Origin of the sequence: Cystobacter fuscus DSM 2262 (genome assembly GCF_000335475.2) — a bacterium.
Taxonomy (GTDB): Bacteria; Myxococcota; Myxococcia; order Myxococcales; family Myxococcaceae; genus Cystobacter; species Cystobacter fuscus.
On the sequence record NZ_ANAH02000021.1, the window covers coordinates 19,167 to 43,057 of the forward strand.

The 23,891-nt window shown below is 69.2% G+C and carries 19 protein-coding genes; 10 read left to right on the top strand and 9 right to left on the bottom strand.

What is annotated here, in order from left to right; genetic code table 11:
* Nucleotides 1-206: 206 nt before the first annotated feature.
* Together D187_RS30375 and D187_RS30380 are read left to right on the top strand one after the other, a co-directional pair.
* The gene (locus D187_RS30375; RefSeq protein WP_002629734.1) at nucleotides 207-3,419 is read left to right on the top strand and encodes an MXAN_5808 family serine peptidase; all 3,213 of its coding nucleotides are present in this window, start codon (nucleotides 207-209) and stop codon (nucleotides 3,417-3,419) included.
* Between the two features lie 154 nt (nucleotides 3,420-3,573).
* On the top strand, nucleotides 3,574-4,449 hold the full coding sequence (locus tag D187_RS30380) for a hypothetical protein (RefSeq protein ID WP_002629733.1): 876 nt from the start codon (nucleotides 3,574-3,576) through the stop codon (nucleotides 4,447-4,449).
* On the opposite strand, the gene D187_RS30385 is transcribed toward D187_RS30380, so the two are convergent.
* Nucleotides 4,446-5,162 carry a glycerophosphodiester phosphodiesterase gene (locus tag D187_RS30385; protein ID WP_002629732.1) on the bottom strand — a complete coding sequence of 239 codons (717 nt, stop codon included), beginning with the start codon at nucleotides 5,160-5,162 and terminating at the stop codon, nucleotides 4,446-4,448. The genes D187_RS30380 and D187_RS30385 overlap by 4 nt on opposite strands.
* A 108-nt stretch (nucleotides 5,163-5,270) precedes the next feature.
* Between D187_RS30385 and D187_RS30390 the strand changes: the two genes are divergently transcribed.
* A complete protein-coding gene (locus tag D187_RS30390; RefSeq protein ID WP_043432196.1) occupies nucleotides 5,271-5,504 on the top strand; it encodes a twin-arginine translocase TatA/TatE family subunit in 234 nt (77 codons plus the stop codon).
* On the opposite strand, the gene D187_RS30395 is transcribed toward D187_RS30390, so the two are convergent.
* A complete protein-coding gene (locus D187_RS30395; RefSeq protein ID WP_002629730.1) occupies nucleotides 5,501-6,244 on the bottom strand; it encodes a hypothetical protein in 744 nt (247 codons plus the stop codon). The two genes, D187_RS30390 and D187_RS30395, sit on opposite strands and share 4 nt — an antisense overlap.
* Nucleotides 6,231-8,273: a zinc-ribbon domain-containing protein gene (locus D187_RS50585; protein ID WP_002629729.1), complete on the bottom strand. Its 2,043-nt coding sequence runs from the start codon at nucleotides 8,271-8,273 to the stop codon at nucleotides 6,231-6,233. Before D187_RS50585 ends, D187_RS30395 begins: the two co-directional genes overlap by 14 nt.
* Nucleotides 8,274-8,423: 150 nt before the next feature.
* Here D187_RS50585 and D187_RS30405 point away from each other — a divergent pair, with 150 nt between their 5' ends.
* On the top strand, nucleotides 8,424-9,071 hold the full coding sequence (locus tag D187_RS30405; RefSeq protein ID WP_002629728.1) for a polyhydroxyalkanoate synthesis regulator DNA-binding domain-containing protein: 648 nt from the start codon (nucleotides 8,424-8,426) through the stop codon (nucleotides 9,069-9,071).
* 70 nt (nucleotides 9,072-9,141) lie between these two features.
* Here the strand turns inward: D187_RS30405 and D187_RS30410 are convergent, their stop codons facing one another.
* The 3 genes from D187_RS30410 to D187_RS30420 all read right to left on the bottom strand — a co-directional run bounded on the left by D187_RS30410 (nucleotide 9,142) and on the right by D187_RS30420 (nucleotide 13,216).
* Nucleotides 9,142-11,040 carry an RICIN domain-containing protein gene (locus D187_RS30410; RefSeq protein ID WP_002629727.1) on the bottom strand — a complete coding sequence of 633 codons (1,899 nt, stop codon included), beginning with the start codon at nucleotides 11,038-11,040 and terminating at the stop codon, nucleotides 9,142-9,144.
* A gap of 99 nt (nucleotides 11,041-11,139) precedes the next feature.
* On the bottom strand, nucleotides 11,140-12,609 hold the full coding sequence (locus D187_RS30415; protein WP_155893697.1) for a beta-1,3-glucanase family protein: 1,470 nt from the start codon (nucleotides 12,607-12,609) through the stop codon (nucleotides 11,140-11,142).
* Nucleotides 12,610-12,916: 307 nt separating this feature from the next.
* Nucleotides 12,917-13,216: a hypothetical protein gene (locus D187_RS30420; RefSeq protein ID WP_002632664.1), complete on the bottom strand. Its 300-nt coding sequence runs from the start codon at nucleotides 13,214-13,216 to the stop codon at nucleotides 12,917-12,919.
* 161 nt (nucleotides 13,217-13,377) lie between these two features.
* Between D187_RS30420 and D187_RS30425 the strand changes: the two genes are divergently transcribed.
* From D187_RS30425 to D187_RS30440, 4 genes are all read left to right on the top strand, one after another.
* Nucleotides 13,378-14,298, top strand: coding sequence for an ArsA family ATPase (locus tag D187_RS30425; RefSeq protein ID WP_002632663.1), 921 nt, complete (start codon nucleotides 13,378-13,380; stop codon nucleotides 14,296-14,298).
* The gene (locus D187_RS30430) at nucleotides 14,295-15,446 is read left to right on the top strand and encodes an ArsA family ATPase (RefSeq protein ID WP_002632662.1); all 1,152 of its coding nucleotides are present in this window, start codon (nucleotides 14,295-14,297) and stop codon (nucleotides 15,444-15,446) included. The genes D187_RS30425 and D187_RS30430 overlap by 4 nt, the downstream gene beginning before the upstream one ends.
* Before the next feature lie 68 nt (nucleotides 15,447-15,514).
* Nucleotides 15,515-16,633, top strand: coding sequence for a tetratricopeptide repeat protein (locus D187_RS30435; RefSeq protein WP_002632661.1), 1,119 nt, complete (start codon nucleotides 15,515-15,517; stop codon nucleotides 16,631-16,633).
* Nucleotides 16,634-16,671: 38 nt separating this feature from the next.
* On the top strand, nucleotides 16,672-17,868 hold the full coding sequence (locus D187_RS30440; protein ID WP_020918386.1) for a M48 family metalloprotease: 1,197 nt from the start codon (nucleotides 16,672-16,674) through the stop codon (nucleotides 17,866-17,868).
* A gap of 51 nt (nucleotides 17,869-17,919) precedes the next feature.
* Here D187_RS30440 and D187_RS30445 read toward each other — a convergent pair whose 3' ends face one another.
* Nucleotides 17,920-18,435, bottom strand: coding sequence for a tetratricopeptide repeat protein (locus tag D187_RS30445; RefSeq protein ID WP_002622348.1), 516 nt, complete (start codon nucleotides 18,433-18,435; stop codon nucleotides 17,920-17,922).
* 8 nt (nucleotides 18,436-18,443) lie between these two features.
* Nucleotides 18,444-19,535, bottom strand: a complete 1,092-nt coding sequence (locus D187_RS30450) for a hypothetical protein (RefSeq protein ID WP_002622347.1) — start codon at nucleotides 19,533-19,535, stop codon at nucleotides 18,444-18,446.
* Nucleotides 19,536-19,742: 207 nt separating this feature from the next.
* Between D187_RS30450 and ruvX the strand changes: the two genes are divergently transcribed.
* Together ruvX and D187_RS30460 are read left to right on the top strand one after the other, a co-directional pair.
* A complete protein-coding gene (gene ruvX / locus D187_RS30455; protein WP_002622346.1) occupies nucleotides 19,743-20,204 on the top strand; it encodes a Holliday junction resolvase RuvX in 462 nt (153 codons plus the stop codon).
* A 185-nt stretch (nucleotides 20,205-20,389) separates the two neighbouring features.
* Entirely contained in the window at nucleotides 20,390-21,304 is a 915-nt protein-coding gene (locus tag D187_RS30460) for a hypothetical protein (RefSeq protein WP_002622345.1), read from the top strand.
* Between the two features lie 33 nt (nucleotides 21,305-21,337).
* On the opposite strand, the gene D187_RS30465 is transcribed toward D187_RS30460, so the two are convergent.
* The gene (locus D187_RS30465) at nucleotides 21,338-23,806 is read right to left on the bottom strand and encodes a GAF domain-containing sensor histidine kinase (protein ID WP_002622344.1); all 2,469 of its coding nucleotides are present in this window, start codon (nucleotides 23,804-23,806) and stop codon (nucleotides 21,338-21,340) included.
* Nucleotides 23,807-23,891: the final 85 nt, after the last annotated feature.

The window sequence follows — 23,891 nt, forward strand, 5'->3', positions numbered from 1 at the left end:
CGGTCCCACGCCCCGGCGCGGGAAGGAGTTTCCCGCAGGTGGCGTTCTCCAACGTTGCACGTGGGCGCACGCTTGAAGCACCGGGGGTCCATGGTTAGGCTTGCCCGGCTGCTTCCGGCCTCCCTCTTTTTCCCCGATTCAAGTTCTCGATTTCATTGGGTTTTCACGCATCACCCCGAGGCTCACGGGCCTCACCTGGATGAACCATGCCGCGATTCTTTCGCCGGATCACCGCCGTCGCCGTTCTGCTGGGCGCCTGGGCCCTCGTTGGCAATGACCGCGCCCCCCTGCCCCTGACCCTGGGGGCCGCGGAGGCCGGCCAGGCGGGCTCGGATGCCGCCCGTGCCAATGGGGAGAAGACCGGTGCGCAGCAGCACGATCTCTCCTCGCTGCGCGTCTTCACCAAGGTCATCCTCTACGTGAAGGACAACTACGTCGACCCCAAGCGCGTGCGGCCCAAGGAGATGATGATCTCCGCGCTGGAGTACGTGGAGAAGAGCGTGCCGGACGTGCTCGTGGACGGCAGCGCCGAGACGGGCAAGCTCAACGTGAACGTCAACGGCAAGCTGCGCGAGTTCGACCTGAGCCACGTGGACTCGCTCTGGAAGATGTCCTTCACGCTCAAGGACGTCTTCGACTTCATCAACAAGAACATGCGTCCCATGGAGGACACGCGCGACATCGAGTACGCGGCCGTCAACGGGATGCTCTCCACGTTGGATCCGCACTCGGTGCTCCTGCGCCCCGAGGTGTACCGGGAGATGAAGCTGTCCACCAAGGGTGAGTTCGGTGGCCTGGGCTTCGTCATCCAGATGCGCGAGGGCAACCTCACCGTGGTCAAGGTGCTGCCCAAGACGCCGGCGCACCGCGCGGGCATCCTCAAGGACGATCAGATCAAGAAGATTGGCGAGGAGTCCACGGTCAACATGGACCTCAACGAGGCCGTGTCCAAGCTGCGCGGCCCCGTGGACAGCCGCATCACCATCACCGTGGAGCGCAAGGGCTGGGAGAAGCCGCGCGCCATGACGCTCGCGCGCGGGATGATCTCCATCGACAGCGTGCAGCACAAGCTCTTGGCCGGCAACGTGGGCTACGTGCGGCTGAAGAACTTCCAGGGCAACACCACGCGCGACCTGCAGTCGGCGCTCTCGGAGATGCGCAAGCAGACCGAGGCCAAGGGCGGGCTCAAGGGCGTGGTGCTCGACCTGCGCGGCAACCCGGGCGGTCTGCTCGAGCAGGCCATCCAGGTGTCCGACACCTTCGTGTCCAACGGCACCATCGTCTCCACGGTGGGCCTGTCGGACAAGCTGCGCGAGGAGAAGAAGGCGCACGCGGACGAGGGCGAGGAGGCCTATCCGGTGGCGGTGCTGGTCAACGCGGGCAGCGCCTCGGCCTCGGAGATCGTCGCCGGCGCGCTCAAGAACCTCAATCGCGCGGTCATCATCGGCCGCCAGACGTTCGGCAAGGGCAGCGTGCAGGTGCTCTATGACTTCCCGGACGACAGCGCGCTCAAGCTCACCATCGCCAAGTACCTCACCCCCGGGGACGTCTCCATCCAGGAGGTGGGTATTGTTCCGGACATCGAGCTCGTCCCCTCCGCCGTCACCGACGAGCGCGTGGTGGTGTTCGCCCCCCGCAAGACGATTGGCGAGGCGGACCTGGACCAGCACTTCGGCAACCCCAACTCGGAGTCGGTGGCCAAGAAGCGCGAGGACGTGCTCGGCCGCGAGAAGCCGCTCGAGACGGTGAAGTACCTCAAGGTGGACCAGAAGCAGCTGCAGGCCATCGCCAAGAAGCAGGAGGACGCGGCCAAGAACCCCGAGGGCGCCAAGGAGGACCCCAAGGCGCACGCGGGCAGCCACCTCCTGGACGTGGACTCGGTGGGCTCGAGCGAGGAGCTGGATGACCAGCTCGACGCGGAGAGCCAGGACGAGGTGAAGGAGGACTTCGAGGTGCAGTTCGCCCGCGACTACGTGCTCCAGGTGCCCTTCACCGACCGCAAGCAGATGCTGCAGAAGGGCAAAGGCTACGTGGAGAAGAAGATCGCCGAGGAGGCGCAGCGCATCAGCTCGGCCATCGCCGCCCTGGGCGTGGACTGGAGCGCCGGCCCGACGCCCAAGGACGTGAAGCTCGCCACCTCCTTCAGCCCCACCGCGGACCAGAAGATCACCGCGGGCGAGACGTTCGACATGGCCTTCACGGCGGAGAACAAGGGCAGCGAGCCCCTCAAGCGCGTGCGCGCCTGGACCGAGAGCGACAACTACTACCTCGACCGCCGCGAGTTCCTCATCGGCAGCCTCGCCCCCGGGGAGAAGAAGACCTGGAAGGTGAAGGTGCGCCTGCCCAAGGATCTCACCTCGCGCCGCGATGACGTGACGGTGAAGGTGCTCGACGACAACGGCACGCTGCCCACCAACCTGGTGAGCGAGCTGAGCTTCGTGGAGCTGCCGCGCCCCGCCTTCGCCTTCAACTGGCAGGTGGTGGATGACTGCGACACGTGCAACCGCGATGGCGTCGCCCAGCGCGGCGAGGACATCAGCGTCCTGCTCGACGTGACGAACACCGGCAAGGGCAAGGCGCTCGACTCGTTCGCGCAGATCAAGAACGTGGGCGAGCCGAACATCTTCATCGAGAAGGGCCGCTTCAAACTGGGCGAGCTGGCCCCGGGCGAGACGAAGACGGCGCGCTTCCAGCTCGCGGTGAAGAAGCCCCTCAAGGACGACCACTTCCAGCTCAAGCTGGCCATCCTCGACGAGCCGCTCGAGGAGCTGGCCATGGAGAAGCTGGAGCTGCCGGTGACGGACGCCCCGGCCCTCAAGTTCGACGCGAAGAAGGGCTCGGTGAAGGTGGCGGACAAGGCGGAGCTGCTGGCCGAGCCTCGCGCGGACGCCACCGTGGTGGGCCGGCTGCCCAAGGCGGCCACGCTGGCCGTGGAGGCGGCGACCAAGGGCTTCTACCGGGTGGCGCTCGACAAGGAGCGCTTCGCCTTCGTGCGCGCCCAGGATGCCCGCGAGACGTCGGCCAAGGCCGGCCCCACGCCCGAGTTCGCGCACCTGTCGCGCCGCTCGCCGCCGGAAATCAAGCTCGACCTGGACCCGAGCCAGGGCGGACTGGTGGCCACGGGCGACAAGTACACCTTGAGCGGTGAAGTGAGTGACGCGCAGGGGCTGTTGGACATGTACGTCCTGGTGAACGACCAGAAGGTCTACTTCCAGGGAGCGGACACCAACGCCAAGGCGGGCACGCCGCACCGGATCAAGTTCTCCACCGAGTTCACCCTCAAGGAGGGCAACAACAGCGTCCTGGTGGTGGCGCGCGAGAGCTCCGACTTCGCCAGCCGCCGCGCGGTGCTCATCCGCCGCCGTGCGGCCGAGGTGGCCCAGAAGCTCGCGCCTCCGGGCACGGCCGCCAAGCAGTAGGCCAGCTGTTCGCTGTCTCCGGGCGGCTTTCGGCGGAGTCCACGGACTCCGCGGGAAGCCGCCCGTTTTATTGACGCTCCACTCTGGTGCACGCTAGCGTCGCCCCCGTTTGGCGCCGTCGGCCAGCACGTGCGCCTGGGAGGCGGTTCTGAGGATGCGGACGTTCAGCCGGTGGATGGCTCTCGCGGTGCTGGTGGGCGGTCCCGCCGCGTACGCGGCGGATCGCAACGACATCGAGCTGTCGAAGCTCGGCAAGCCCGGCGAAAACTCCGCCAGGACGGGCTTCAGTACAGACTCCGACTTTCGCGCCTTCGCGCGCACGCTGGGCGCGATGATGACCGCGACCAACCTGACGCCGCCGGAGACGCTCGGGCACGCGGGCTTCGCCGTGGGCATGGAGTTGGGCGTCGTCGGCATGCCCGATGAGGTGAAGCTGCCGATGGTGAGAGCGCTGGAGGGCCCGGCCCTGGTGCCCTCCATCCACGTGCGCAAGGGCCTGCCCTTCTCCATCGACGTGGGCGCGCGCGTGGGCTGGCTCGACCGCAGCAACCTGTTCGCCGCCACCGGCGAGGTGAAGTGGGCCGTCAACGAGGGCTTCATCCCGTGGCTGCCGGACATCGGCCTGCGCGCGCACGTGACGCACCTGCTCAACACGCGCGACTTCCACCTGACCGCGGGCGGTCTGGACGTGAACGTGGGCAAGCAGTTCCCGCTCGGCGGCATGATCAGCCTCACCCCCTACGGTGGCATCGACTTCGTGGGCGTGGCCGCCAAGTCGGAGCTGCTCGGCTTCACGCCGAGCGGTGCGACGGGGCCGCTGACGGTCGCCGCCTACGAGCCGGTGAACGGCTGGGACAACATCAACACCCGCTTCTACGCCGGCGGACGCTTCATCGGCGGCGCGCTGCAGCTTGGCGCCGAGGTGTCACTGAGCAGCCAGGGCACCATTCAATCCATCGAGGGTGGCCCGAACAACCGCGCCCTGGCCCCCGTGTTCGCCTTCAGCACCACGCTCGGCTTGGACTTCTAGCGCAGGGCCTCGCGCACGGCGCGCGGCCGGTTGGTGATGAGGTAGGAGACGCCCATCTCCTTCAGCTCGCGCGCGCGCCGGGCGTCATCCACCGTCCACACCGCCACGCGCAGCCCCCGCTCGCGCCACGCCTCCACGCGCTCCGGCGTGCACTGCTCGTGAAAGGGGTGCACCGAGTGCGACGAGACGAGCGGCACCAGGCCGTGGGCCTGCGGACCCCAGCGCTTGTCCGGATCGATGAGGAAGCCACGCCGCAGCGAGGGCGCGGCGGCGGCGGTCCGGAAGAGGCACACCGGATTGAAGCTGGAGATGATGACCCGCCCGGCCAGCCGCCGCTCCGTGACGAGCCGAGCCACCTTCACGGCGAGCCCTCCATCGTCGAAGTGGTCGCACTTGAGCTCGATGTTGACGAGGAAGTGCGCGGGCAGCGCGTCCAGCACCTCCTCCAGCAGGGGGATGCGCGCGGGGGCGAAGCCGAGCCGGCTTCCCACGTCCGCTCCCTGGAGCTTCCACCAGGACGTGGTGCGCACCTCCCACGGCAGGCCGGCGAGCCGCTCCAGGTGCTCGTCGTGGCACACCACCACCTCGCCCGAGCCACACACCATGGCGTCCAACTCCACGCCATCGGCCCCCTGGGTCACGGCTTGCTGGAAGGCGGCGAGGGTATTTTCCGGGGCATCGGCGCTGGCACCTCGGTGGGCGAGCAGGAGCATGGCGCGGAGTGTGCGACAGCCCGGCCCGGGGCGCGAGCCCTCCGGTGGGGCGCCCGGACGCCGACACGTGGCTTGCCTCCCCCGGGGCATTGCTGCACTGTGCGCCTCATGTTGGGACTGCGGCTCGGAGAACTGTTTTTCATCGGCTTCATCCTGGTGGTGGTGTTCTCCGCCGCGCGGATGGGCCAGCTCGGCAATGCCGTGGGCCGCTTCGTCTACTCCTTCAAGAAGGCCTCCAAGGGCGGAGACATGGTGGACGCCAAGCCCCTGCCCCGCAACAAGCGGGGCCAGGACGTGACGGACGCCGACTACCACCACGACTCCGGCCCCAAGCGCGGCTAGCCGCCCTTGAGCAGACGCGCCGCCTGCTCGCGCAGGGAGGCGTGCACGGAGGCATCCGCGGCGAGTTCCGCCAGGTCATTGCCGTTGAGCAGGGGGACGATCTTCACCCCCACCTCCGGCGGCAGGTAGGGATTGAAGACGAGCGCGCGGCGCACCGCGTGCCGCACGGACCAGCGCGTCGACTTCCAGATTTCCACCAGGGGCTCGGGCCGGGCGGGGCGGCGGGCCGCCATGCGCACCACGATCTCCTCGGTGAGCCGGGGGTTGAGCAGCGCGTTGCGGATGACGGCCGGGTTGCTCACCGCGGACAGCCGCGCGAGCACGTCTGGATCCCTCGTGAGGCGGGCCTGCTGCTTGCTGTGGCCCAGCGACTGGGTGAAGGCCTTGGCATCCGCCCGGGCCGCCGCGCCCTCGTCGAACTCCTTGTGCGCGGGCGCCGTCTGGAAGAGGTCCGCCACGGACTCCAGGGACTGCACCTCGGCCATGCGGCGCAGCGAGTCCGCGTAGGGGATGCTCGCGGACTCCCTGCCGAGCGCCGCCACGAAGGAGGAGAGCACGCAGGTGGCGGGCTCCCAGCCCCCCCGGGCGAGTTGGATGACGTGGTGGATCAGCTCGTTGGCGTCGAGCGGATCCATCCGGGCGATCTCCCGGGCGGCGGCCTTGCGGACGATCTCCCCCCCACCCCCGCCCAGGGCATGGAGCCTGCGGACAACGGCCTTGGCGTCCTCACGGCTGGCCATTGCCCGCGCTTCCCTCCCGAACGCCTCCCGTGGTGGCCGCCACGCCCTGGGGTTCGAGCGTCACCTCCAACCGGAGATCCGCCAGGTTCTCGGGGTACTCGAAGAAGAAGACGACGAAGGGCATGTGGGCGCCGGGAGCCACCGCCTCCGCGGCCGAGTCCAGACGGGTGCGCAGCGCGGCGGCGTCTCCGGCGGTGCGCACCGAGTAGAGATCCTCGGGCGTCGGCGGCGGGCCCGCGAGCCCTTCCGACGACAACACCCGCCGCTCCCCATCGAACAGCGAGACCCGGGCCTTCACCCGGATGGGCGTGGCGCCGCGATTGACCACCTCGCCCCGGACGAAGAAGAGGGGCTTGCCACCCGTGGCCTCATAGAGCCCATTGGAGACGTCCTTGGCCACCAGCGGCGTCGTGGGCGACAACCACTCGCGAATGCGCGAGACGGACAGATCGGACAACTCCACCCGGCCCTCGTTGAGCGAGGCAAGGGCCACGGCGAGCAGCCCGGCCAGGAGCACCACGACCACCACGAACTGGACGGCCGCCGCCGCCAGTCGCTGAACGAGCCTGGGAGCGGGGCGCGCCGCCGCTGCCGCCGGGGCCTCGGGCGGGGCCACCACCGGCGGCGCGGGCTTGGGCGTCGGCGGCTCGGCGAGAGCACCCCGGCCCGAGGGCGCGGCATCCTGCCCGCGGAAGTCCTGGAATGGAGAAGGCCCGCCCGGGGCATTTCCCTGTCCGGCGGGGGCGCCCCAATCCGGAATGCCCGAAGGCGCGCCCTGCTGCGCGGGAGCCCCCCAATCCGGAATGCCCGAGGGCGTGCCCTGCTGCGAGGGGGCACCCCAGTCCGGAATCCCCGAGGGCGCGCCCTGCTGCCCGGGGGCACCCCAGTCCGGAATCCCCGAGGGCATGGACGGAGCGGGAGCCGCCGCGGCCGCCGGAGGCAGCGCGGACACGGGATCGAACGCGGCGAACGGGTTGTCGCTCTCGAACCCGCCCATGCTGGCGGGAGCCGGAGCCTGGGCCGCGACGGGCGCCGCGTTCCGGACCGGCACGGGCACCGGAGCGGGAGGAGGCGGCGCGGCCGCCGGAGGGGGGACGAACGACACGAACGGGTTGTTGCCCTCGAGCCCCTCCATCTCCTCGTATACGGGGGCCGCGGGCGCGCTGTCCGACGACAATGCGAACGGATCCGCCGCCGGGGCGGCATCCGGATCGAAAGTCGTCACGTCGGGTTCATCGTCCGGAGGCAGCGAGAACGGATCCGGTTCCTCGACGGGAAGGGGAACCGGAGCGGCGCGCACGGGCGCTGGCGCCGGACTCCTGGCGGGAACCTGGACCGGCGCGGGGGGCGCGGGAGCCGGGGCGGGCTTCGGCGCCGGAGCGGCGCGCATGGCCACCGGCGTGGGACTCCGGGCGGGAACCTGGGCCGGCACCGGAGGCGCGAGCCCCGGAGCGGGCTTCGGCGCCGGAGCGGCACGCCCGGGCGCCGACGGCCTGCCCACTGCCTGCTTCGGCGCGGGCGCATCCACCGTCGCGAACGGATTCTTCTCGTCGAACGACAGCGACAGCGCGGGGGTCAGTGGCCGATCAGCCAGTGGCCTGGCGGACGCCGATGACGTCTCCCCCGCGAACTCCATCAGCGGATCCAGATCGAGCGTCGCGGGGGTCCGCGGCGGCTCCATGGACGTGACACGAGGCAGCCCGGGGGCACCGCCGCGAGCGGCGGCGAGACCCGGCGGGGCGGCGGCCTGCGCGGGCTTCACGCCAGGCGGGACGGGCCTCGTCGAGGGAGCCGCGGGAGCCGGGGCGCGAGGGACCTCGAGGGGCGTCCCCACGCGAGCGGCCATGGCGGGCTTCGCCACCGGCACGGGCGCGACCACGGCCGGCGCGGGCACGGCGGGAGAAACCTCCTCGCGCACCACCCGGAACGTATGCTGACACTTGGTGCAGCGGACCTTGACCCCCTTCTCCGTCACCTTCTCGTCGGGGATCTTGAACCGCGTCTCGCACTGCTCACACTTGACGATCATTAGGGCTCGGCCTGAGCCGGAGTATAGAGGCACGAGCACACCATCGCGAGCAACCCGTCGCGTGGCTTGCCCGCCCCCCCCCCCTCTGCTACAGGCTGACGACCCACCCGAGTACGCAAGCAACACGATGCGTCGCGGAGACACCAAACTATGAGCGAGCCAGAGCAGGCAGGCGTGCCGGCGAAGGAGCCTAAGGTCATCAAGCGGTACACGAACCGCAAGCTCTACGACACCGTCGAGAGCCGGTACGTGACCCTCGACGAGATCGCCGCGATGATCAAGGACGGCGTGGAGGTCCAGATTGTCGATAACAAGACGAAGGAGGACCTCACCTCGGTCACGCTCGCGCAGATCATCTTCGAGGAGGAGAAGAAGCGGAACCGGATGCCCCTGACGGTGCTCCGGGAGATCATCCGCCACCCGGGCGAGTCCCTCACGGACTTCATCCAGAAGGCCGTCACGCCCCGCGTGGCGTCCATCCGCGAGGAGGCCGAGTCCCGGCTCGACAAGCTGCTGCGCCGCGAGGAGGCCACGCCGGACGGTGAGCCCGCGGCCCCCCAGGAGGACGCCAGCGGCGGCGCCACGGCGCCCACTCCCAGCGGAGCGGCGGAGCTGCTCAAGGCCAGCCAGCGCGCGCTCGAGGACTGGCAGCGCCGGATCGACGAGCGGGTCAAGCAGGCCGTGGAGAACCTGGCCGGCAACCTGCCCGCGATGGGCCGTGACATGCAGGTGCTCACCCAGCGGCTCGAGGAGCTCGAGAAGAAGCTGGATGAGATGGACAAGAAGAAGCAGTCCTGAGCCGTGGAGGGGGTGATGCCCCCGCGCCCCAACCGGGCACGGGGGCCTCCTCACACAGTTCCGGGGGGTATCAGATCGGCTCGAGCAGGAATTGCTGGCAGTCGTTGTTCGACCATGCCCACTGCTGCAGCTTCGTCCCATCCCCACTGCTCGTGCAGCTCGTCACGTCGAGCACCTTGCCGCTGTGGCGCGCCTCGATGCGGACATAGCCGTTGCCCAGGGAGACGGTCTTGAACTGCTGATTGGAGCCATTGGACCAGGTCCACTGCTGCACGGGCGCGCCGTCCGCGGTGCTCACGTCCGCCACGTCGAGCGCCTTGCCGCTGTGGCGCGAGACGATCTGGGAGTAGCCGCTGTCCGTCGGCTGGAGCGTCCACTGCTGGCTCGAGCCCGTGTGGCACGCCCACTGGTGGATCTTCGCGCCATCCGCGGTGCTCTGCGCCTCGACGTCCACGCACTTGCCGGTGGCCTTGTTCACGAGGCGGTAGGCGGTGGTGGTGCCGCCCGAGGAGCCCGCCTTCCACTTGAACGAGGCGACCGAGCGCGGCGGCAGCGAGTAGTCGAAGGACTGGCCGTTCCAGCGCACCTTGAAGGTGAGCGTCTGGCTGCCGTTGGAGTTGAGCGCCACCAGCGCCAGCGAGCCGTCCGGGTTCTTGAAGGCCACGGTCTCGATGTTGCCATTGCCCAGGCTCGTCGAGCCGATGCGCACCGCGCCCGCGCGCGCCACCTTCCCGAAGTGCGCCCAGGAGTAGTAGTCCTCGTTCTTCGTGTAGGTGCCCGTGGTGTTGTTCACCGTCAGCATGCCGCGGCAGTCGACGCAGCCGCCCGTGTAGGGGCCGTGGTTCGGATCCAACGCGATGTTCCAGTACAGGGAGCTGCGCGCCCAGTTGCGCAGCGGGCCCATGATCACGTTGCGCACGTTCCACGTGAAGTTGGCCGCCGCGTCCTTCGCCCACTCGCCGCCGGTGCACTCGGTGAAGTGGATCTCCTCGTTGGGATAGGCGTTGTGGAAGTCGTTCTGGACGGCGGAGCCGGTCTCGGGGCTCTCGTAGCAGTGCCAGGCCACGCCCGCGATGGCCGCCTGGGCCTGGCCGTTGTTGTAGGCCAGGGTGTCGTAGGCGAAGCGCGACGGGGCCCCGCCCTCGTACCAGTTGTGATCCCAGGCGAAGATCTTCACCGAGCCGAAGCCCGCGTTGTTGAGCGCGGGCCGCAGGTTGTTGGCCGCGAAGTTCGCCTGGTCCGCGGGCTCCATCTGCATCGTCGCGTACGTGCTGTTGGCGTTGTGCGGCTCGTTCTGCATGCTCACCGAGTGGATGGGCACGCCCTGGGCCTTGTAGCCCTGGAGGAACTTGACGAAGTAATCGGCATACATGCCGTACAAGTCATTGCGCAGGTAGCCGCCGCCGGTGAACGAGTTGTTGAACTTCATCCACCCGGGGGCGCTCCACGGCAGGGCGGTGATCTTCAGCTCGGGGTTGAGCTGGAGCGCCTGCTTGAGCAGCGGGATGATGTAGGCCGTGTCGTGGTTGATGGAGAAGCCATTCAAGTCACAGCACGTGTCGTCGTAGCTGTAGTTGTTGCGCGCGAAGTCCGACGCCCCCATGGGCAGACGGACCATGCCGTAGCCCCCGCCCGCCGACACGCTGAACAGATCGTTCATGATGGCGTTGCGCTGGGGTGAGTTGTAGATGAGCCACGCGGACGAGTCCGTGAGGGCCCCCCCGAACCCATCGATGGTCTGGTAGGTCGTCGACTCGGTGATGTCGATCGTCGTCGACGTGCCGCTCTGCGTTCCGAAGGTCTTGTTCGCCTCGGCGTTGAAGCGCTTGGACAGGGAGCTGCCCGAGGTGGTGGTCAGCCAGACCTGGACGGACTCACCCGCCGCCGAGGCGAGCGAGGGCACCAGCCCGCACAGGCCCCACAGCGCCAGGGAGACACCCGTCCGCGTGTTCTTCTTGAAGAGAGTCATGAGTCGATCGATCCCGTGTGATGGAAACCCAGGAAGAGGGAACGGCGACGCCCAGGTCCCCTGGGAGGACCTGGGCGTCAGGACAAAAGCGAGTGGGTTTCAGCCCGCGGGGCAGAACGTCACGTTGAGCTGCCGGCCGCCGTTGCAGGTGTAGAAGCCGGCCTGGTTGGCCGCCATGGGGTAGTCGTCGTAGGCGAACCCGTACACCGCGCCGCACTGGTCATGCACCCACTTGGCGTACTGGTTGTAGGGCTTGCCGGTGTTGTAGTACTGGGCCACGTTCGTGCTGTCGGGGTTGTCCACCATGCCGCGCGTGATGGCCGAGCACCACTTGGCGCTCTGGTCGAAGAAGGGCGCGGAGCAGGCATACACCTGCGGCGTCTTCGCCGTGCCCGGGTTGCACTGGCCGGGGTACTTGCTCGCGCACCGGGCGATCTCGCTGTCCAGGCGGTTGCACACCGAGCCGCGGCGCGGGTCGCTCGCGTACTCCCCGTCGAGGCAGAAGGAGCGCGGCGCGAGGCAGATGGTGCCGCCCCCCATGTTGTAGCGCAGCCCGTCCGGGCACGCGTTGGCGATGGCCGAGCTCAGCGCGCTGTAGCTCTTGTTGCACTGGGCCATGTTGCAGCCGTTGTTGCCCACGGTGGAGATCTGCATGGGCAGACCCACGTGGTCCACGTACGTGAGGTTGTAGTAGATGTTCTGCACGCCGTTGCCGTCGGGTCCGAGCGTGAACTCGGCCTTCTCCAGCTCGCGCGGCGAGGAGGGCGAGGGCAGCGTGCGGTAGGCGCTCACGCGGCCGCTGGGGTAGTTGCTCGGCGCGTAGTAGGTGTAGCTGCCCCCGGTGCCGAGGTTGCGGAAGATCCTGTTGCCCGCCGAGTCCTTCTCCAGAGGGATGTCGCCCACACCCGACAGGACGACGTTGAGGGCGAACGGGCACTTGTTCGTCACCACCACCGGCACCGTGCCCGACGTGGGAGGAGGCGTCGTGCCCCCGCCGCCCGTGTTGTGCAGTTCGAAGTAGTCGAACTTGAACAACCAGTCACCGCCCGTCGCCACGCCCTTGAAGAACAGGTTGTGCGTGCCGCTGATCGTGGGCGTGGTGAGCGTCAGCGTGGTGAAGGCATTCCAATCACTGCCCGTGGCGGCGGAGATCGCCACCGTGCCGAGCTTCGTGCCACTGCCCACCGCGTCGGCCCAGATCTCCGCCTTGCCTCCCGCGTAGGGCGCGCCCACGCGCACCTGGATCTGGTTCACGCCGCTGCCGAAGTTCACTCCGCTGTAGCCGATGACCTCGTTGACCTGGAGGCCGGCCACTGACTGGCCGTCACCGCCGCCCTCGTTGAACACGGCACCGGCCGTCGTGAGCGAGGAGTTCCAACCTTCCGCCTGGATGCGGTTGCCCACGATGGCCGTCTGCGCCTTGCGCACCAGCTCCTCGTGGCTGTTCGTCTCTGGCATCTGGCCACAGCCCAGGGCCGTGGCCAGCATCAACCCCGCGCCGCTCGCGAGCAGCAGGCTCCTGCCTTCCATTCCCGCGAAACTGAAATTCCCGAAAAAGTCGTCGGACATGGCTTCTCCTTGAAATAAGCGAAAATAGGAGAAGCGCACTTAATGATTCGGGTCAGGAAAAAGCGAGAACCTTGTTGGGACGCCCCAGACGAAGTCGCCGCCCGAAAGACATGACACGGGGCGTCCTCACCCGGCGTCAGGGTTCACGCCTCACCACGAGTTCAATTCCTTGCTGAACCCCCTGTTCAGCCAACCGCCGTGAACAACTCCGTGGAGTGCTCGAACCATGCGGTGGCTGGGGACCGCCCGGCGAGGTGTCCAGTGAGGTCTGGCTCGCCGAGCGGAGCTGCTCGAACTGCGTCTTCTGCTACTTCTTCTTGGCGGCGGACAGCGCGTCCACCTTGGACTCCACCGACGTGAGCAGGCGCTCCAGGTCATCCACCTTGGCGCGCAGCTGCTCCAGGTCCGCGGTGGACGGCAGGTTCATGGCCGACAGCGCCGTGCGCAGCGCGCTGTCCAGCGTGCCCTTGGCCGCCAGCGAGCGCGTCACCAGCGACTGCACCGCCGCGACGAACTTCTCGTTCGACATGAGCTGCTGGGTCAGCTTGCCCACGCGCTCCTCGCCCGTCTCGACGATTCTCTTCACCATCGGGTTGTTCATGATCATGGGGTTTCCTCGATCCGCGAATTGTCGGGGGGGACGCGGCAGGCCCCGGGTCCAGCCGCGCGGACTCTGGAAGCACACGACGCGACGTGTCAAGTGTGTGTCGGACTCGCGACGGAGCGCGTTGACAGGTGGGGGGGCCATCCCTAGGGTCCCCCCTCCCCATGGGCGCGCTGTTCGACAAGCGGTTGTGGATCGTTTCCGGCAAGGGTGGCGTGGGCAAGAGCACCGTCGCCGCCGCCCTGGCCCTGCGCTCGGCACGCGCGGGCCGCCGCACCCTGGTGTGCGAGGTCAATACCCAGGAGCGCATCAGCGGCCTGCTCGGCCACCCTCCCGTGGGCCCCCAGGTGACGCTCCTGGAAGCCAACCTGTGGGCGGTGGACGTGCGCCCCCAGGAGGCCATGCGCGAGTACGCGCTCATGGTCCTGCGCTTCGAGACCCTCTACAAGACGGTCTTCGAGAACAAGGTCGTGCGCTACTTCCTGCGCTTCATCCCCTCGCTGCAGGAGCTGGTGCTGCTCGGGAAGATCCTCTACCACGCCCAGGAGAAGCGCCCGGATGGCCAGCCCCTGTGGGACACGATCGTCATGGACGCGCCGGCCACGGGCCATGCCATCACCTTCCTCCGGGTGCCCCAGGTGCTCATGCAGACGGTGCCCCCCGGGCCCATGTCCCGCGAGGCCCTGAAGATGAAGGATCTCCTGGAGGATCCCGCGGTGACGGCCGCGGTGCTGGTGTCCCTGCCCGAGGAGATGCCGGTGAACGAGACGCTCGAGCTGCACGCCGCGCTGCGCGACCAGGTGCGGGTGCGCACCCACGCGGCGGTGCTCAACGCCACCTTCCCCGAGCGCTTCACCGAGGATGACCTGGAGGCCCTGGTGGACCAGCCCGAGCTGCTCCAGGTAGCCCGGGCCCACCATGCGCGGGCGAACCAGACGGTGCTCGCGCAGCTCAAGCTGGAGCGCAACCTGCACGTGCCCGTCCACTCCGTGCCGCGCATCTTCACCCCGTGCTTCGACCGCTCGGCCATCGAGCAGGTGATGACCCACCTGGAGCCGCTGGTGACGGGGAAGGCGGCCCCATGAACGCGCTGTCAGAAGCCCTCGCGTCCAAGCGCGTCCTGGTGTCCGTCGGTTCCGGTGGCGTGGGCAAGACGACCATCTCCGCGACCCTCGCCCTGCGCGCCGCGGTGGATGGCCGCAGCAGCCTCGTGTGCACCATCGACCCGGCCAAGCGGCTCGCCAACTCGCTCGGGCTCAATGCCCTGGGCAACGTGGAGGCCGAGGTGCCCGCCAGCGCCCTGGAACCGCTGGGCGTCAGCGCCCGCGCCCGCCTGCACGCGATGATGCTGGACATGAAGCAGACGTGGGACGATCTCATCGTCAAGAACGCCCCCGCCGACAAGCGCGAGAAGATCCTCGCCAACCGCTTCTACCAGTCCCTGTCCAGCGCGCTCGCCGGCAGCCAGGAGTACGTGGCGATGGAGAAGCTCTGGGAGCTGCGCACCCAGCGCGACTACGAGCTCATCGTGCTCGACACGCCGCCCACCGCGCACGCGCTCGACTTCCTGGAGGCCCCCAACCGGGTGCTGGACTTCCTGGACAACGAGGCCGCCCGGTGGCTGCTCACGCCCGCGCTCGCCGCGGGCAAGGTGGGCCTGTCCCTCTTCAGCCTGGGCAGCAGCTACATGACGAAGGCCATCTCCCGCTTCACCGGCACGGAGACCCTGCAGGAGCTGGCCGCCTTCATGCTCTCCATCGCCCCCATGAACGAGAGCTTCCGGGTGCGGGCGCGCGGCGTGCGCGAGCTGCTGGAGGCGCAGCAGACGGGCTTCGTCCTGGTGACGAGCCCTGGCCGGGAGCGCCTGGACGAGGTGGTGCACTTCCACAAGCTGCTCAAGCAGAACGGGATGGAGATCGTGGCGGTGGTGGTCAATCGCGTCCACCCGATGCCGCCCCCCGCCCTCTGGGAAGAAGCCCGGAGCCTCATTCCCGCCCGGCGCGCGAAGGTGGAACAGACACTGCGCGAGATGACGCTGCTCGCCGAGCAGGACGCCCGCGGCATCCTTGAGCTGCAAGCCGCCTGCGAGGGCACGCCCCTGGTGCAGGTGCCGCGCTTCGAGCTGGACGTGCACGACATCGGCGCCCTGTGGCGCACCGGGCGCTTCCTCATGGGCGAAGAGGTGATTCCCCTGCCTCAGCCCCAACTCACGGCCGGCGCGGGAACCCCATGACACGCGGCGTTGTCCTGGGACAATGGACCTGGAGGGGCCCCGCGGGCCCCCAGAAGCGGAGGACATGGATGTCGGCCACCTGGCGCAAATGGGTGTGGGTGGGAGTGCTGGGTCTCGTGGGGTGCCGGACGACGGGGTCCGCGGGCAGGGAGGCCTCGGACGGACAGCCCCGTCAGGAAGTGCGCTTCGACACGGAGCGGGTGACGGGAAACGCGGAGCTCGCGGCGCTCAATGACGAGGAGCTCTTCGCGGCTGGGACGTCGGCCTTCGCGGCCAAGGATTTCGTCCAGGCGACGCTCTACTTCGAGCGGCTGGCGGACTTCCATCCCCAGAGCCCCCACCGGCGCGAGGCCATCTACCAGGCGGGACTCGCCCACGAGCGGCTGGAGCAGTGGGAGGCGGCGGAGCGGCGCTTCTCCGAGCTGGCCGATGCGAAGCAGGGCACCGGCGACGCGCTGGAGTCCGTCTTCCGCCTCGCCGAGACGCACTACCACCTGGAGCGCTACCTGGAGGCCGCGCAACTGCTGGCCACGGTCGCGGCACGCGAGGATCTGCCCGTGGGCAAGCGCCTGGAGGCCCAGGTGCAGCAGGGCGTGTGCGAGCTGGAGGCCGGACAACCCGAGAAGGCGGAGGCCACGCTGCGCCGCGCCGTCTCCACCTACGAGGGGATCGCGGACAAGGACGAGGTGCAGGACTACTACCCCGCCCAGGCCCACTTCTTCATCGGGGAGATCTACCGGCTGCGCTACGCGGACGTGGCGCTGGACCCGGGCAAGGGCGCCGATGCGCTCGCCAACGACTTGAACGACAAGGCCGAGCTGCTCCTGTCCGCGCAGGGCCACTACCTGCGCGCCATCCGCGTGGGCAATGGCCACTGGGCCACGGCCGCCGGCACGCAGATCGGCTCGCTCTACGAGGACCTGTACGAGAAGCTCGTGAACTCGCCCGCCCCCAAGGAGCTGGACGCGGAGCAGGCGGAGATCTACCGCGAGGAGCTGCGCCAGCGCGTGCGCGTGCTGCTCACCAAGGCCATCGACGTCTACGAGCAGACCCTGGAGGCGGCCGAGCGCATCGGCTCCCACAACACGTTCGTCGACAAGACGCGCCAGAGCCTGGAGAAGATGAAGGCCCTGCTGCTCCAGGACTCGGAGAACGCCGCCCCCGCCGGCACCCCGCCCCACTCCTGAGCTGGGAGCACGGAGGCTCCACCGGGTAGGCTCCCCCCATGGAGCCCCTCTTCACGCCCGAGCAGCTCGCCGAGATCAAGGCCTACCACCAGCCGCTCTACCTCGGCAGCGCGGTGAGTCCGCTGGTCTACCTCGGCGTCCTCGCCCTCATCCTCGGCGCGCTGGTGCGGCCCTTCCACCGGGGCGCCGAGGCCTGCGCGGCCTGGCTCTCCCGCCAGCTCGCCTTCTTCAGGACGGCCCCCGTCAGCCGCGTCATCCTCCAGGCCCTGGACCGCATCTGGGGTGAGCCGGGCTGGGGCACCGCGATCCTCTTCGCGCTGTTCGTGGACCTCTTCATCCAGCTCGTCCACACCCCCTCGAACATCTACTTCGACTACGTGCTGGAGCACCGCTACGGCATGTCCACGTACACCCCGCTGCGCTACGCGCTGGACGAGCTCAAGGGCCTGGCGCTCTCGGCCATCGCCACCTCCATGCTGGTGCTCGGGTTGTATGGACTGGCCCGCCGGGTGAAGCGCTGGTGGCTCGTGCTGGGCATCCCCTCGGCGCTGCTGCTGCTGGTCGCCTCGGCCCTGGATCCCTTCCGCGCACAGCTCTACTTCGAGCAGGCGCCCCTGGAGCCCGGCCCCCTGCGCGAGCGCATCACCGGCCTCATGGCCCGCGCGCACGTGCCCTTCGAGGACGTCCGGGTGGAGAAGACGTCCGTGGCCAGCAAGCGCCTGCAGGCCTATTTCGCCGGCCAGGGCCCCACGCGCACCATCGTGCTCAATGACGTCATCGTGAAGGAACTCTCGCCCGAGGAGATCCTCGCCGCGGTCGCCCACGAGGCGGGCCACGTGCACGAACCGAAATGGCCGGGGCGAATCGCCTCCTCGGTGGCGTTGATCGCGCTCCTCTTCGCCATCGACCGGCTGCTTCGGCTCGCGGCGAAGCGCGGATGGTTTGGCACCACGCGCTTCGCCGACATCCGCACCCTGCCCCTGTTGTGGCTGCTCTCCTTCCTCGTCTTCTTCCTGAGCACCCCCGTGTCCGCCGCCTTCTCGCGCGAGCGAGAACGCGAGGCCGACCGCTACGCCCTCCAGCTCACCCAGGACCCCGCCGCCTTCCGGCGCATGCTCATGAAGGCCGCCCGGGTGAACAAGATGGACCCCGATCCCCCCCGCTGGGCCGTCCTCAAGGGGCACAGCCCCCCGCCTCTCAGCGAGCGGCTGGCGGCCGTCCCCCCCGCCCCTTGAGTCCGAACGGAGCCCCCCCGCTCCACCCAGCCCCCCCCACACGCGGACGGATTACGCCCGCGCCGCTTCTCCCTTCATCTTCTCCACCGCCGCCAGCGCGATGGCCTTCACCAGCGCCCGGGCCCGCCGTCCCGCCAGGGTCACGCCCTCGGGGTCCACCTCCACGGCGTTGGCGATGTCGGTGAAGCCCTGCCGGTTGCCCTGCCGCAGGTACAGCTCACCCCGGTTGACGAGCGCCACCGGATTGCCCGGATCGCGCTCCAGCGCCGCGCTGTACTCGGTGAGCGCCTCCTGCAGCCGGCCCAGCTTCTGGTACACCGTGCCCAGCGCCGCCCGGCTCGCCGCGTCCTGGGGATTTCCCGCCACCAACCCCTCGAAGAGGATGCGCGCCTCCTCGTGGCGCCCCGCCCCCGCCAGGTCACACCCCACCCGGGCGATGGCCTTCGCCTCCTCGAAGGTCATCCCCTCCACCTCCGCCCACGTCGCCTCCCCCCGCACGAACGCCTCGAGCTTTTGCACCGTCGCCGTGTCCATGGCCGCTCCCTCGTACTTGATGACCCGTCCCATCGCCCGGCTCACGCGCTGCGCATGTTGGAGAGGGCCGTCTTCGCCATCTCGTTGAACTTCATCGACATCGTGCTCATCATCTCGAACATCGTCTTGCGCTTCTCCACGAGCTGCTGCAGCCGCATGGACAGCCGGTCGATGTCGCGCTGGGCCTCGGTGAGAGACTTCTCGTTGCCCTTCTCGTTGGAGATGCCCGCCTTCTTGTCCTGAGCCGCGGCGAGGCTGTCCATCGTCTGGAGGATCTCGTCGTCCATCTTCTCCGTGAGGTTCATGAGGATGGCGTTGATCTTCTCCTCCAGGCTCATGTTCGGATCGTTGATGATGCCCTTCACGCTCGAGCTGGCCGTGGAACCGGACGTCGAACCCGGCGTCGAGCCCCCCGGCGTCGGACACGACTGCCCGGGAGGAGGCCTCGCCGTGCCACCCGCGGCCAGCTCCGCCTTCACCTTGCCGATCTCCCCGCGCAGGTCCCGCACACTGAATGCGTTGTCGTTCTTGATGGCCCGGAAGGGCGCCTCCATGAAGCCTTGCGCGTCCGTCGAGACGTCGAGCCGCTCGAAGTAGCCCGGGTTGGCCACGAGGAAGCGCGCCGCCTCGCGCAGCTCGGGCGACACCCGGCGATCACCCGCGATGCGCTGGAGGTCCGACAGCCGCAGGTACCCCTCCATCTTTCCATCCGCCGCGTCGAGGTACTGGAAGTTGCGCTCCAGCGTCTGCAACGACTGGAGGTAGTCCTTCATCTTGGGGTCCAGCCGCCCCTCGCCCCCACCCACCGGCGAGCTCCCATGCGTCGGCCGCGAATGGCCCCCGCCCACCGGAGAACTCCCATGCGTCGGCCGCGAATAGCCCTCGCACGCCCGCGTGCTGTCCCTCGGCGGGCAGTACTCGGTGGACGCGGGCGGGTTCTTGCCCAGCTCCTGGGCCACACCCTTCGCGCCATCCATCGCCAGCAGCACATTGCCCGTCGCCGCCCCAACAATCGCCTTGGCGGCGTTGGTGATGACGGGGGGCAGACCCAGTGCGTTGCCCAACGTGTCGACGAGAAAGCCTCCCGACAGCACGTTCGTCAGTCCTCCAAACAACTTCCCGATGCCTTCCATGGTGCCTCCCGCGCGGGACGAGGGCTCCGTGCCCCCGAGCACCGCGTCGTGTTGCGCGCCCGACGCATTGCAGCGGCGATGCCGCGTCCCCAGCGCCTCACCAGACCAACGAATTCAGCGGGTTGGCCTGGCCCGTGCGCCAGGCGGCGTCCTGGGCATCGGACGGGGCGGTCCACGGGCAAGGATTGGGGCTAGATTGCGGCGCGCATGCGCACCCTGGGCCTCGACGTGGGCACCAAGACGATTGGCGTCGCCGTTTCAGATCCCCTGGGCCTCACCGCCCAGACGGTCACCACCATCCGCCGAAGCAACCTCAAGGCGGACCTCGCCGCGCTCAAGGCGCTGGTGGAGGAGTACGAGGCCCAGGCCTTCGTCGTCGGGCTGCCCCTCAACATGGATGGGAGCGAGGGACCGCGCGCCGAGGCGACTCGCAAGTTCGTGGACGTGCTCACCCAGACGTTCGGCCTGCCCGTGGAGCTGTGTGACGAGCGCCTGTCCACCGTGGCCGCCCAGCGCACCCTGCTCGAGGCGGACCTGTCGCGCGCCAAGCGCCGCGAGGTCATCGATCAGATGGCCGCCCAGTTCATCCTCCAGGGCTGGTTGGATGCCCGGAGCATCGCGCGGACCACGAACTTCCACGCCGGGGATGGCGACGAGCCGGAGGAGTGAGCCCACCTCGCGAGCGTCTCGTTGATCGCTCGCCCGAGGTCATCCCCGAGGGGACGAGGAAGCAGCGGGGAGGGCCGCCCTTTTCCGGGCATGCGCATGTCCATCTTCACAGGGACAGGGGATTCCCCTGTCTTTCGACGAGGTGGGCCATGGCGGTGACAACTCAAGATGGGGTTCGAGTCAGCATGATGACGAGCGCTCCCGTGAATGTGCGCTGGGGAGCGATCTTCGCGGGAACGGTGACCGCGCTCGGTTTGTGGGCACTGCTGTACACGCTCGGGTTGGCGTTGGGTTTGTCCTCCATCAACCCGGCGGACGCGGGAAGCGCGAAGTCCTCCGGCGTCTTCACGGGCATCTGGGGGCTGCTCTCCCCCCTCATCGCCCTCTTCGTGGGCGGCATCGTGGCCGGGCGCGGAGCGGGAGTCATGAGCCGGTCGAGCGGAGGCATGCACGGACTCGTGATGTGGGGACTCACCACGCTCGTGGGCATCTGGTTGCTGAGCAACGTAGTGTCCTCCGTCGCCGGGGGGTTGTTCTCCGTGGGCAAGACGGCCGTCCAGGCCACCGGAGCCGCCGTGACGGCGGGCGCATCCCAGGCCGGCAACCTGGAAGGACTGGCGCGCAGCTTCGGCCTCGACGCCAATGATGCCCTGCGCCCCATCAACGAGCGCCTGGCGGCCGAGGGCAAGCCCACCGTGACGGCCGAGCAACTCGAGGCTGCGACCCGGGACGTGGTGGGCACCGCGGTGCGCGAGCGGCAGATCGACCGCCAGAGCCTGCTCCTGGCCATCACCAGCAACACCGACCTCTCCCGCTCCGACGCCCAGGAGGTCGCCATCCGCGTGGAGAACCAGTTCAACGCCTTCCAGGACAAGGCCGGCCAGGCGGCGCAGAACATCCAGACGGGCGCGCTCAAGGCCGCGGATACCACGGGCAAGGTGTTCTGGGGTGTCTTCGGCGCGATGTTCCTCGGCCTCGTCTCCGCCATCCTCGGCGGCATGGTGGGCATGAGCCGGCACCACCAGAAGGATCTCATGGAGGGCTCGCGCATTCCGCCCGAAGGCTCGCCTCCGCCCACCCGCCGGGAGGTCTACCCGTAGCGCGCGCCCCGAGGCCCCGCGGCGCGCGGCGACTCAGTGCCGCGCGCCACTGGACTCGGGAACCTGCCGCGCCCGCCGGGGCAGGCGCAGGGTGAAGGTCGTCCCCGCCTCCTCCGTGGAGCGCACCTCGACGGAGCCGCCGTGGGCCTGGGCGATGCGCTGCACGATGAAGAGCCCCAGCCCCAGGCCGGAGCTCGGGGACGCCTCCCCCGACACGGCCCGCCGGAAGGGCTCGAAGATCTCCGGCAACAGCCTCGCCGGGATGGGGGGCCCCTCGTTGTGCACCTCCACCCGCACGGCGTCCGCCTCGGCGTGCAGCACGAAGTCCACCGGGGTGCCCGGCGGGCTGTAGTCGAGTGCGTTCTTGCCCAGGTTGCCCAGCAGTTGGACGAGCCGATCCGCGTCCCAGACGCCCTGGAAATCGCCCTCCGCCGACAGGCGCAACCGCCGGCCCGGGTGGCTGCTCTCCAGTTCCTCCAGCACCTGCTGGCAGAGGTGGCGCAATTGGGCGGCTCGAGGCTGGATGGGAATTCCCCCGCCCAGCCGTCCCCGGGTGAAGTCGAGCAGCTCGCCAATCATCCGCCCCATGCGCTCCGCGCTGGTGACGATGCGGCGCACCCGCTGCACATGACCCGAGGGCATGCCGTCCAGCTTCAACAGCGCGCTGGCCGACAGGAGGATGGCGTTGAGGGGGTTGCGCAGATCGTGCGAGACGATGCCCAGGAAGCGCTCGCGGAACTCCGCCGTCTGGCGCATCCGCTCCTCCTGCTGCTTGCGCTCGGTGATGTCCGACACCACGCAGCCCACCCCGAGCACCCGTCCGTCCGGTGCTCGCACCGGAAAGTAGTCCCCCACCCAGTGCGCCAAGACGCCGGAGGAGGGAACCTCGAACTCGTGCCCCTTGAGCATCTCCCCGGTCTCCAGCACCCGCCGCAGGAGCGGCTCGATGCACGCCGCCTCGTCGCCGAGCACCTCGGTCAGGGTCCTGCCCGGAAAGGCCTCCACGGGATGGCCATGGGCGGCGGCCACCATCTCGTTGACGCGCACGTAGCGCAGCTCGCGGTCCAGGAAGGCCAGGCCCACGGGAGCCGTGGCCAGCAGCGCGTCCAGCAGCGCGAGCGTCTCGAGCCGCTCCTGCTCGCGGCGCAACCGCTCGGTCTCGTCCCGGGCATTGAGCACGGCCCCCGCCAGCGAGCCATCCGGCCGGCGCAGCGGCGACGCGGTGCCGCTCAGGGTGCGCACCGAGCCATCCACGTGCCGCACCTTCCACCGGGCCTCCGTCACCACCTCGTTGCGCAGGGCGCGCAACAGCGGCGTGTCCTCGGAGTGCAGGGGCCGCTCGTCCAGGGTGAGCAGTCCGTAGGCCTCGCCCCACTCCGACGGAGGCACGTCCTTCAGACCGAAGCCATGCATGCGCGCGGCCGCGGAGTTGAAGACCCGCAGCACGCCCCGCGCATCCGCCATGACGATGGCGTCACTGCTCTGCTCGATGAGCAGTTGCAGCAGTTGCCGGCCCTCCTCCGCCTCCACGCGCGCGGCGTGCTCCCGCGCGGCGAGCCCCGCCTGGACGATGAGCGCGGTGACCCGGCTCACCATGGCGCGAAAGAGCAGCTTGTCCTCGTTGGAGAACTCGAAGGTGGTGCGGCTGCCCATCTGGGCCACGCCGATGACCTCGCCGCCGTACATCAGGGGCACGCCATACAGGGCCCGTGTTCCCCGGGACCGGAGCGCCTCGCAGCGCACCCGGGGATCCGTCGCCGCCGAGCGCACCTCGAACGGGCGCTGCTCCGCCGCGATGTGCCCGCTGAAGCCCTCGCCCAGGCGCTCGCGGAAGTCCCGGTCCCCCGCCCCCTCCAGGCCCACCGACGCGCGCATGCGCAACACGTCGTCCTCGCGCAGCAGCAGGGTGACGGAGTCCACCGCCTCGGTGGTCTCCAACATCACGCGCAGCAACTTCGGCAGGAAGACGTCCAGCTCCTCCGTCCCGAGCGCCGCCTCGGAGATGCGGTCGAGCGCCACCAGCGTGCGCTCGCGGGCGCGGGTGTAGCGGGACACGGCGGCGGACACCGCCTCGTCGAACGTGCGGTTGAAGGACACCATCTCCCGCATGGCCACCCCCAGGGACGACGCCCCCACGGACGCGAGGTGCTCGCCATAGAGCTGGAGGATGCAGGCGCGCAGCAGCGCGTACTCCTCGGCCACCTCGTCCAGGTCATAGCCCGAGTCCAGCCGCTCCAGGGCGTGCACCTCGGGCATCTCGTCGAGTGACGACTCGCCACCGGTGTGGACCGTCTCCACCACGTTGGCGATGCGATCCAGCAGGTCTGGCAGGTGATCGAGCAACCGGGGCCGGGAGAGTCCTTGAGCGTAGGGAAGCTGGCGAACGGCCCCTTCCCAATCGTCCAGGATCCGAGATCGCTGTGCGCGGATGAAGCTGCCCAGATGCAACTGCTCTGTACCGACAGTGCCGTGCTTGACCATCCGCGAAGCAACGTCTCGCACGGCCCTCATTCAGCCCGGAGCTTCGACGCCTCGTCCCCCTGGCGGTTCCCCCGAGAGGAGGAGGAGCGCCCGTGACATGGCCGAG

What these genes read in the sequence shown, in the direction of transcription:
- D187_RS30375 (WP_002629734.1), top strand. Translation starts at nt 207, where the DNA reads ATGCCGCGATTCTTTCGCCGGATCACCGCCGTCGCCGTTCTGCTGGGC.
- D187_RS30380 (WP_002629733.1), top strand. Translation starts at nt 3,574, where the DNA reads ATGCGGACGTTCAGCCGGTGGATGGCTCTCGCGGTGCTGGTGGGCGGT.
- D187_RS30385 (WP_002629732.1), bottom strand. Translation starts at nt 5,162, where the DNA reads ATGCTCCTGCTCGCCCACCGAGGTGCCAGCGCCGATGCCCCGGAAAAT.
- D187_RS30390 (WP_043432196.1), top strand. Translation starts at nt 5,271, where the DNA reads ATGTTGGGACTGCGGCTCGGAGAACTGTTTTTCATCGGCTTCATCCTG.
- D187_RS30395 (WP_002629730.1), bottom strand. Translation starts at nt 6,244, where the DNA reads ATGGCCAGCCGTGAGGACGCCAAGGCCGTTGTCCGCAGGCTCCATGCC.
- D187_RS50585 (WP_002629729.1), bottom strand. Translation starts at nt 8,273, where the DNA reads ATGATCGTCAAGTGTGAGCAGTGCGAGACGCGGTTCAAGATCCCCGAC.
- D187_RS30405 (WP_002629728.1), top strand. Translation starts at nt 8,424, where the DNA reads ATGAGCGAGCCAGAGCAGGCAGGCGTGCCGGCGAAGGAGCCTAAGGTC.
- D187_RS30410 (WP_002629727.1), bottom strand. Translation starts at nt 11,040, where the DNA reads ATGACTCTCTTCAAGAAGAACACGCGGACGGGTGTCTCCCTGGCGCTG.
- D187_RS30415 (WP_155893697.1), bottom strand. Translation starts at nt 12,609, where the DNA reads ATGTCCGACGACTTTTTCGGGAATTTCAGTTTCGCGGGAATGGAAGGC.
- D187_RS30420 (WP_002632664.1), bottom strand. Translation starts at nt 13,216, where the DNA reads ATGATCATGAACAACCCGATGGTGAAGAGAATCGTCGAGACGGGCGAG.
- D187_RS30425 (WP_002632663.1), top strand. Translation starts at nt 13,378, where the DNA reads ATGGGCGCGCTGTTCGACAAGCGGTTGTGGATCGTTTCCGGCAAGGGT.
- D187_RS30430 (WP_002632662.1), top strand. Translation starts at nt 14,295, where the DNA reads ATGAACGCGCTGTCAGAAGCCCTCGCGTCCAAGCGCGTCCTGGTGTCC.
- D187_RS30435 (WP_002632661.1), top strand. Translation starts at nt 15,515, where the DNA reads ATGTCGGCCACCTGGCGCAAATGGGTGTGGGTGGGAGTGCTGGGTCTC.
- D187_RS30440 (WP_020918386.1), top strand. Translation starts at nt 16,672, where the DNA reads ATGGAGCCCCTCTTCACGCCCGAGCAGCTCGCCGAGATCAAGGCCTAC.
- D187_RS30445 (WP_002622348.1), bottom strand. Translation starts at nt 18,435, where the DNA reads ATGGGACGGGTCATCAAGTACGAGGGAGCGGCCATGGACACGGCGACG.
- D187_RS30450 (WP_002622347.1), bottom strand. Translation starts at nt 19,535, where the DNA reads ATGGAAGGCATCGGGAAGTTGTTTGGAGGACTGACGAACGTGCTGTCG.
- ruvX (WP_002622346.1), top strand. Translation starts at nt 19,743, where the DNA reads ATGCGCACCCTGGGCCTCGACGTGGGCACCAAGACGATTGGCGTCGCC.
- D187_RS30460 (WP_002622345.1), top strand. Translation starts at nt 20,390, where the DNA reads ATGATGACGAGCGCTCCCGTGAATGTGCGCTGGGGAGCGATCTTCGCG.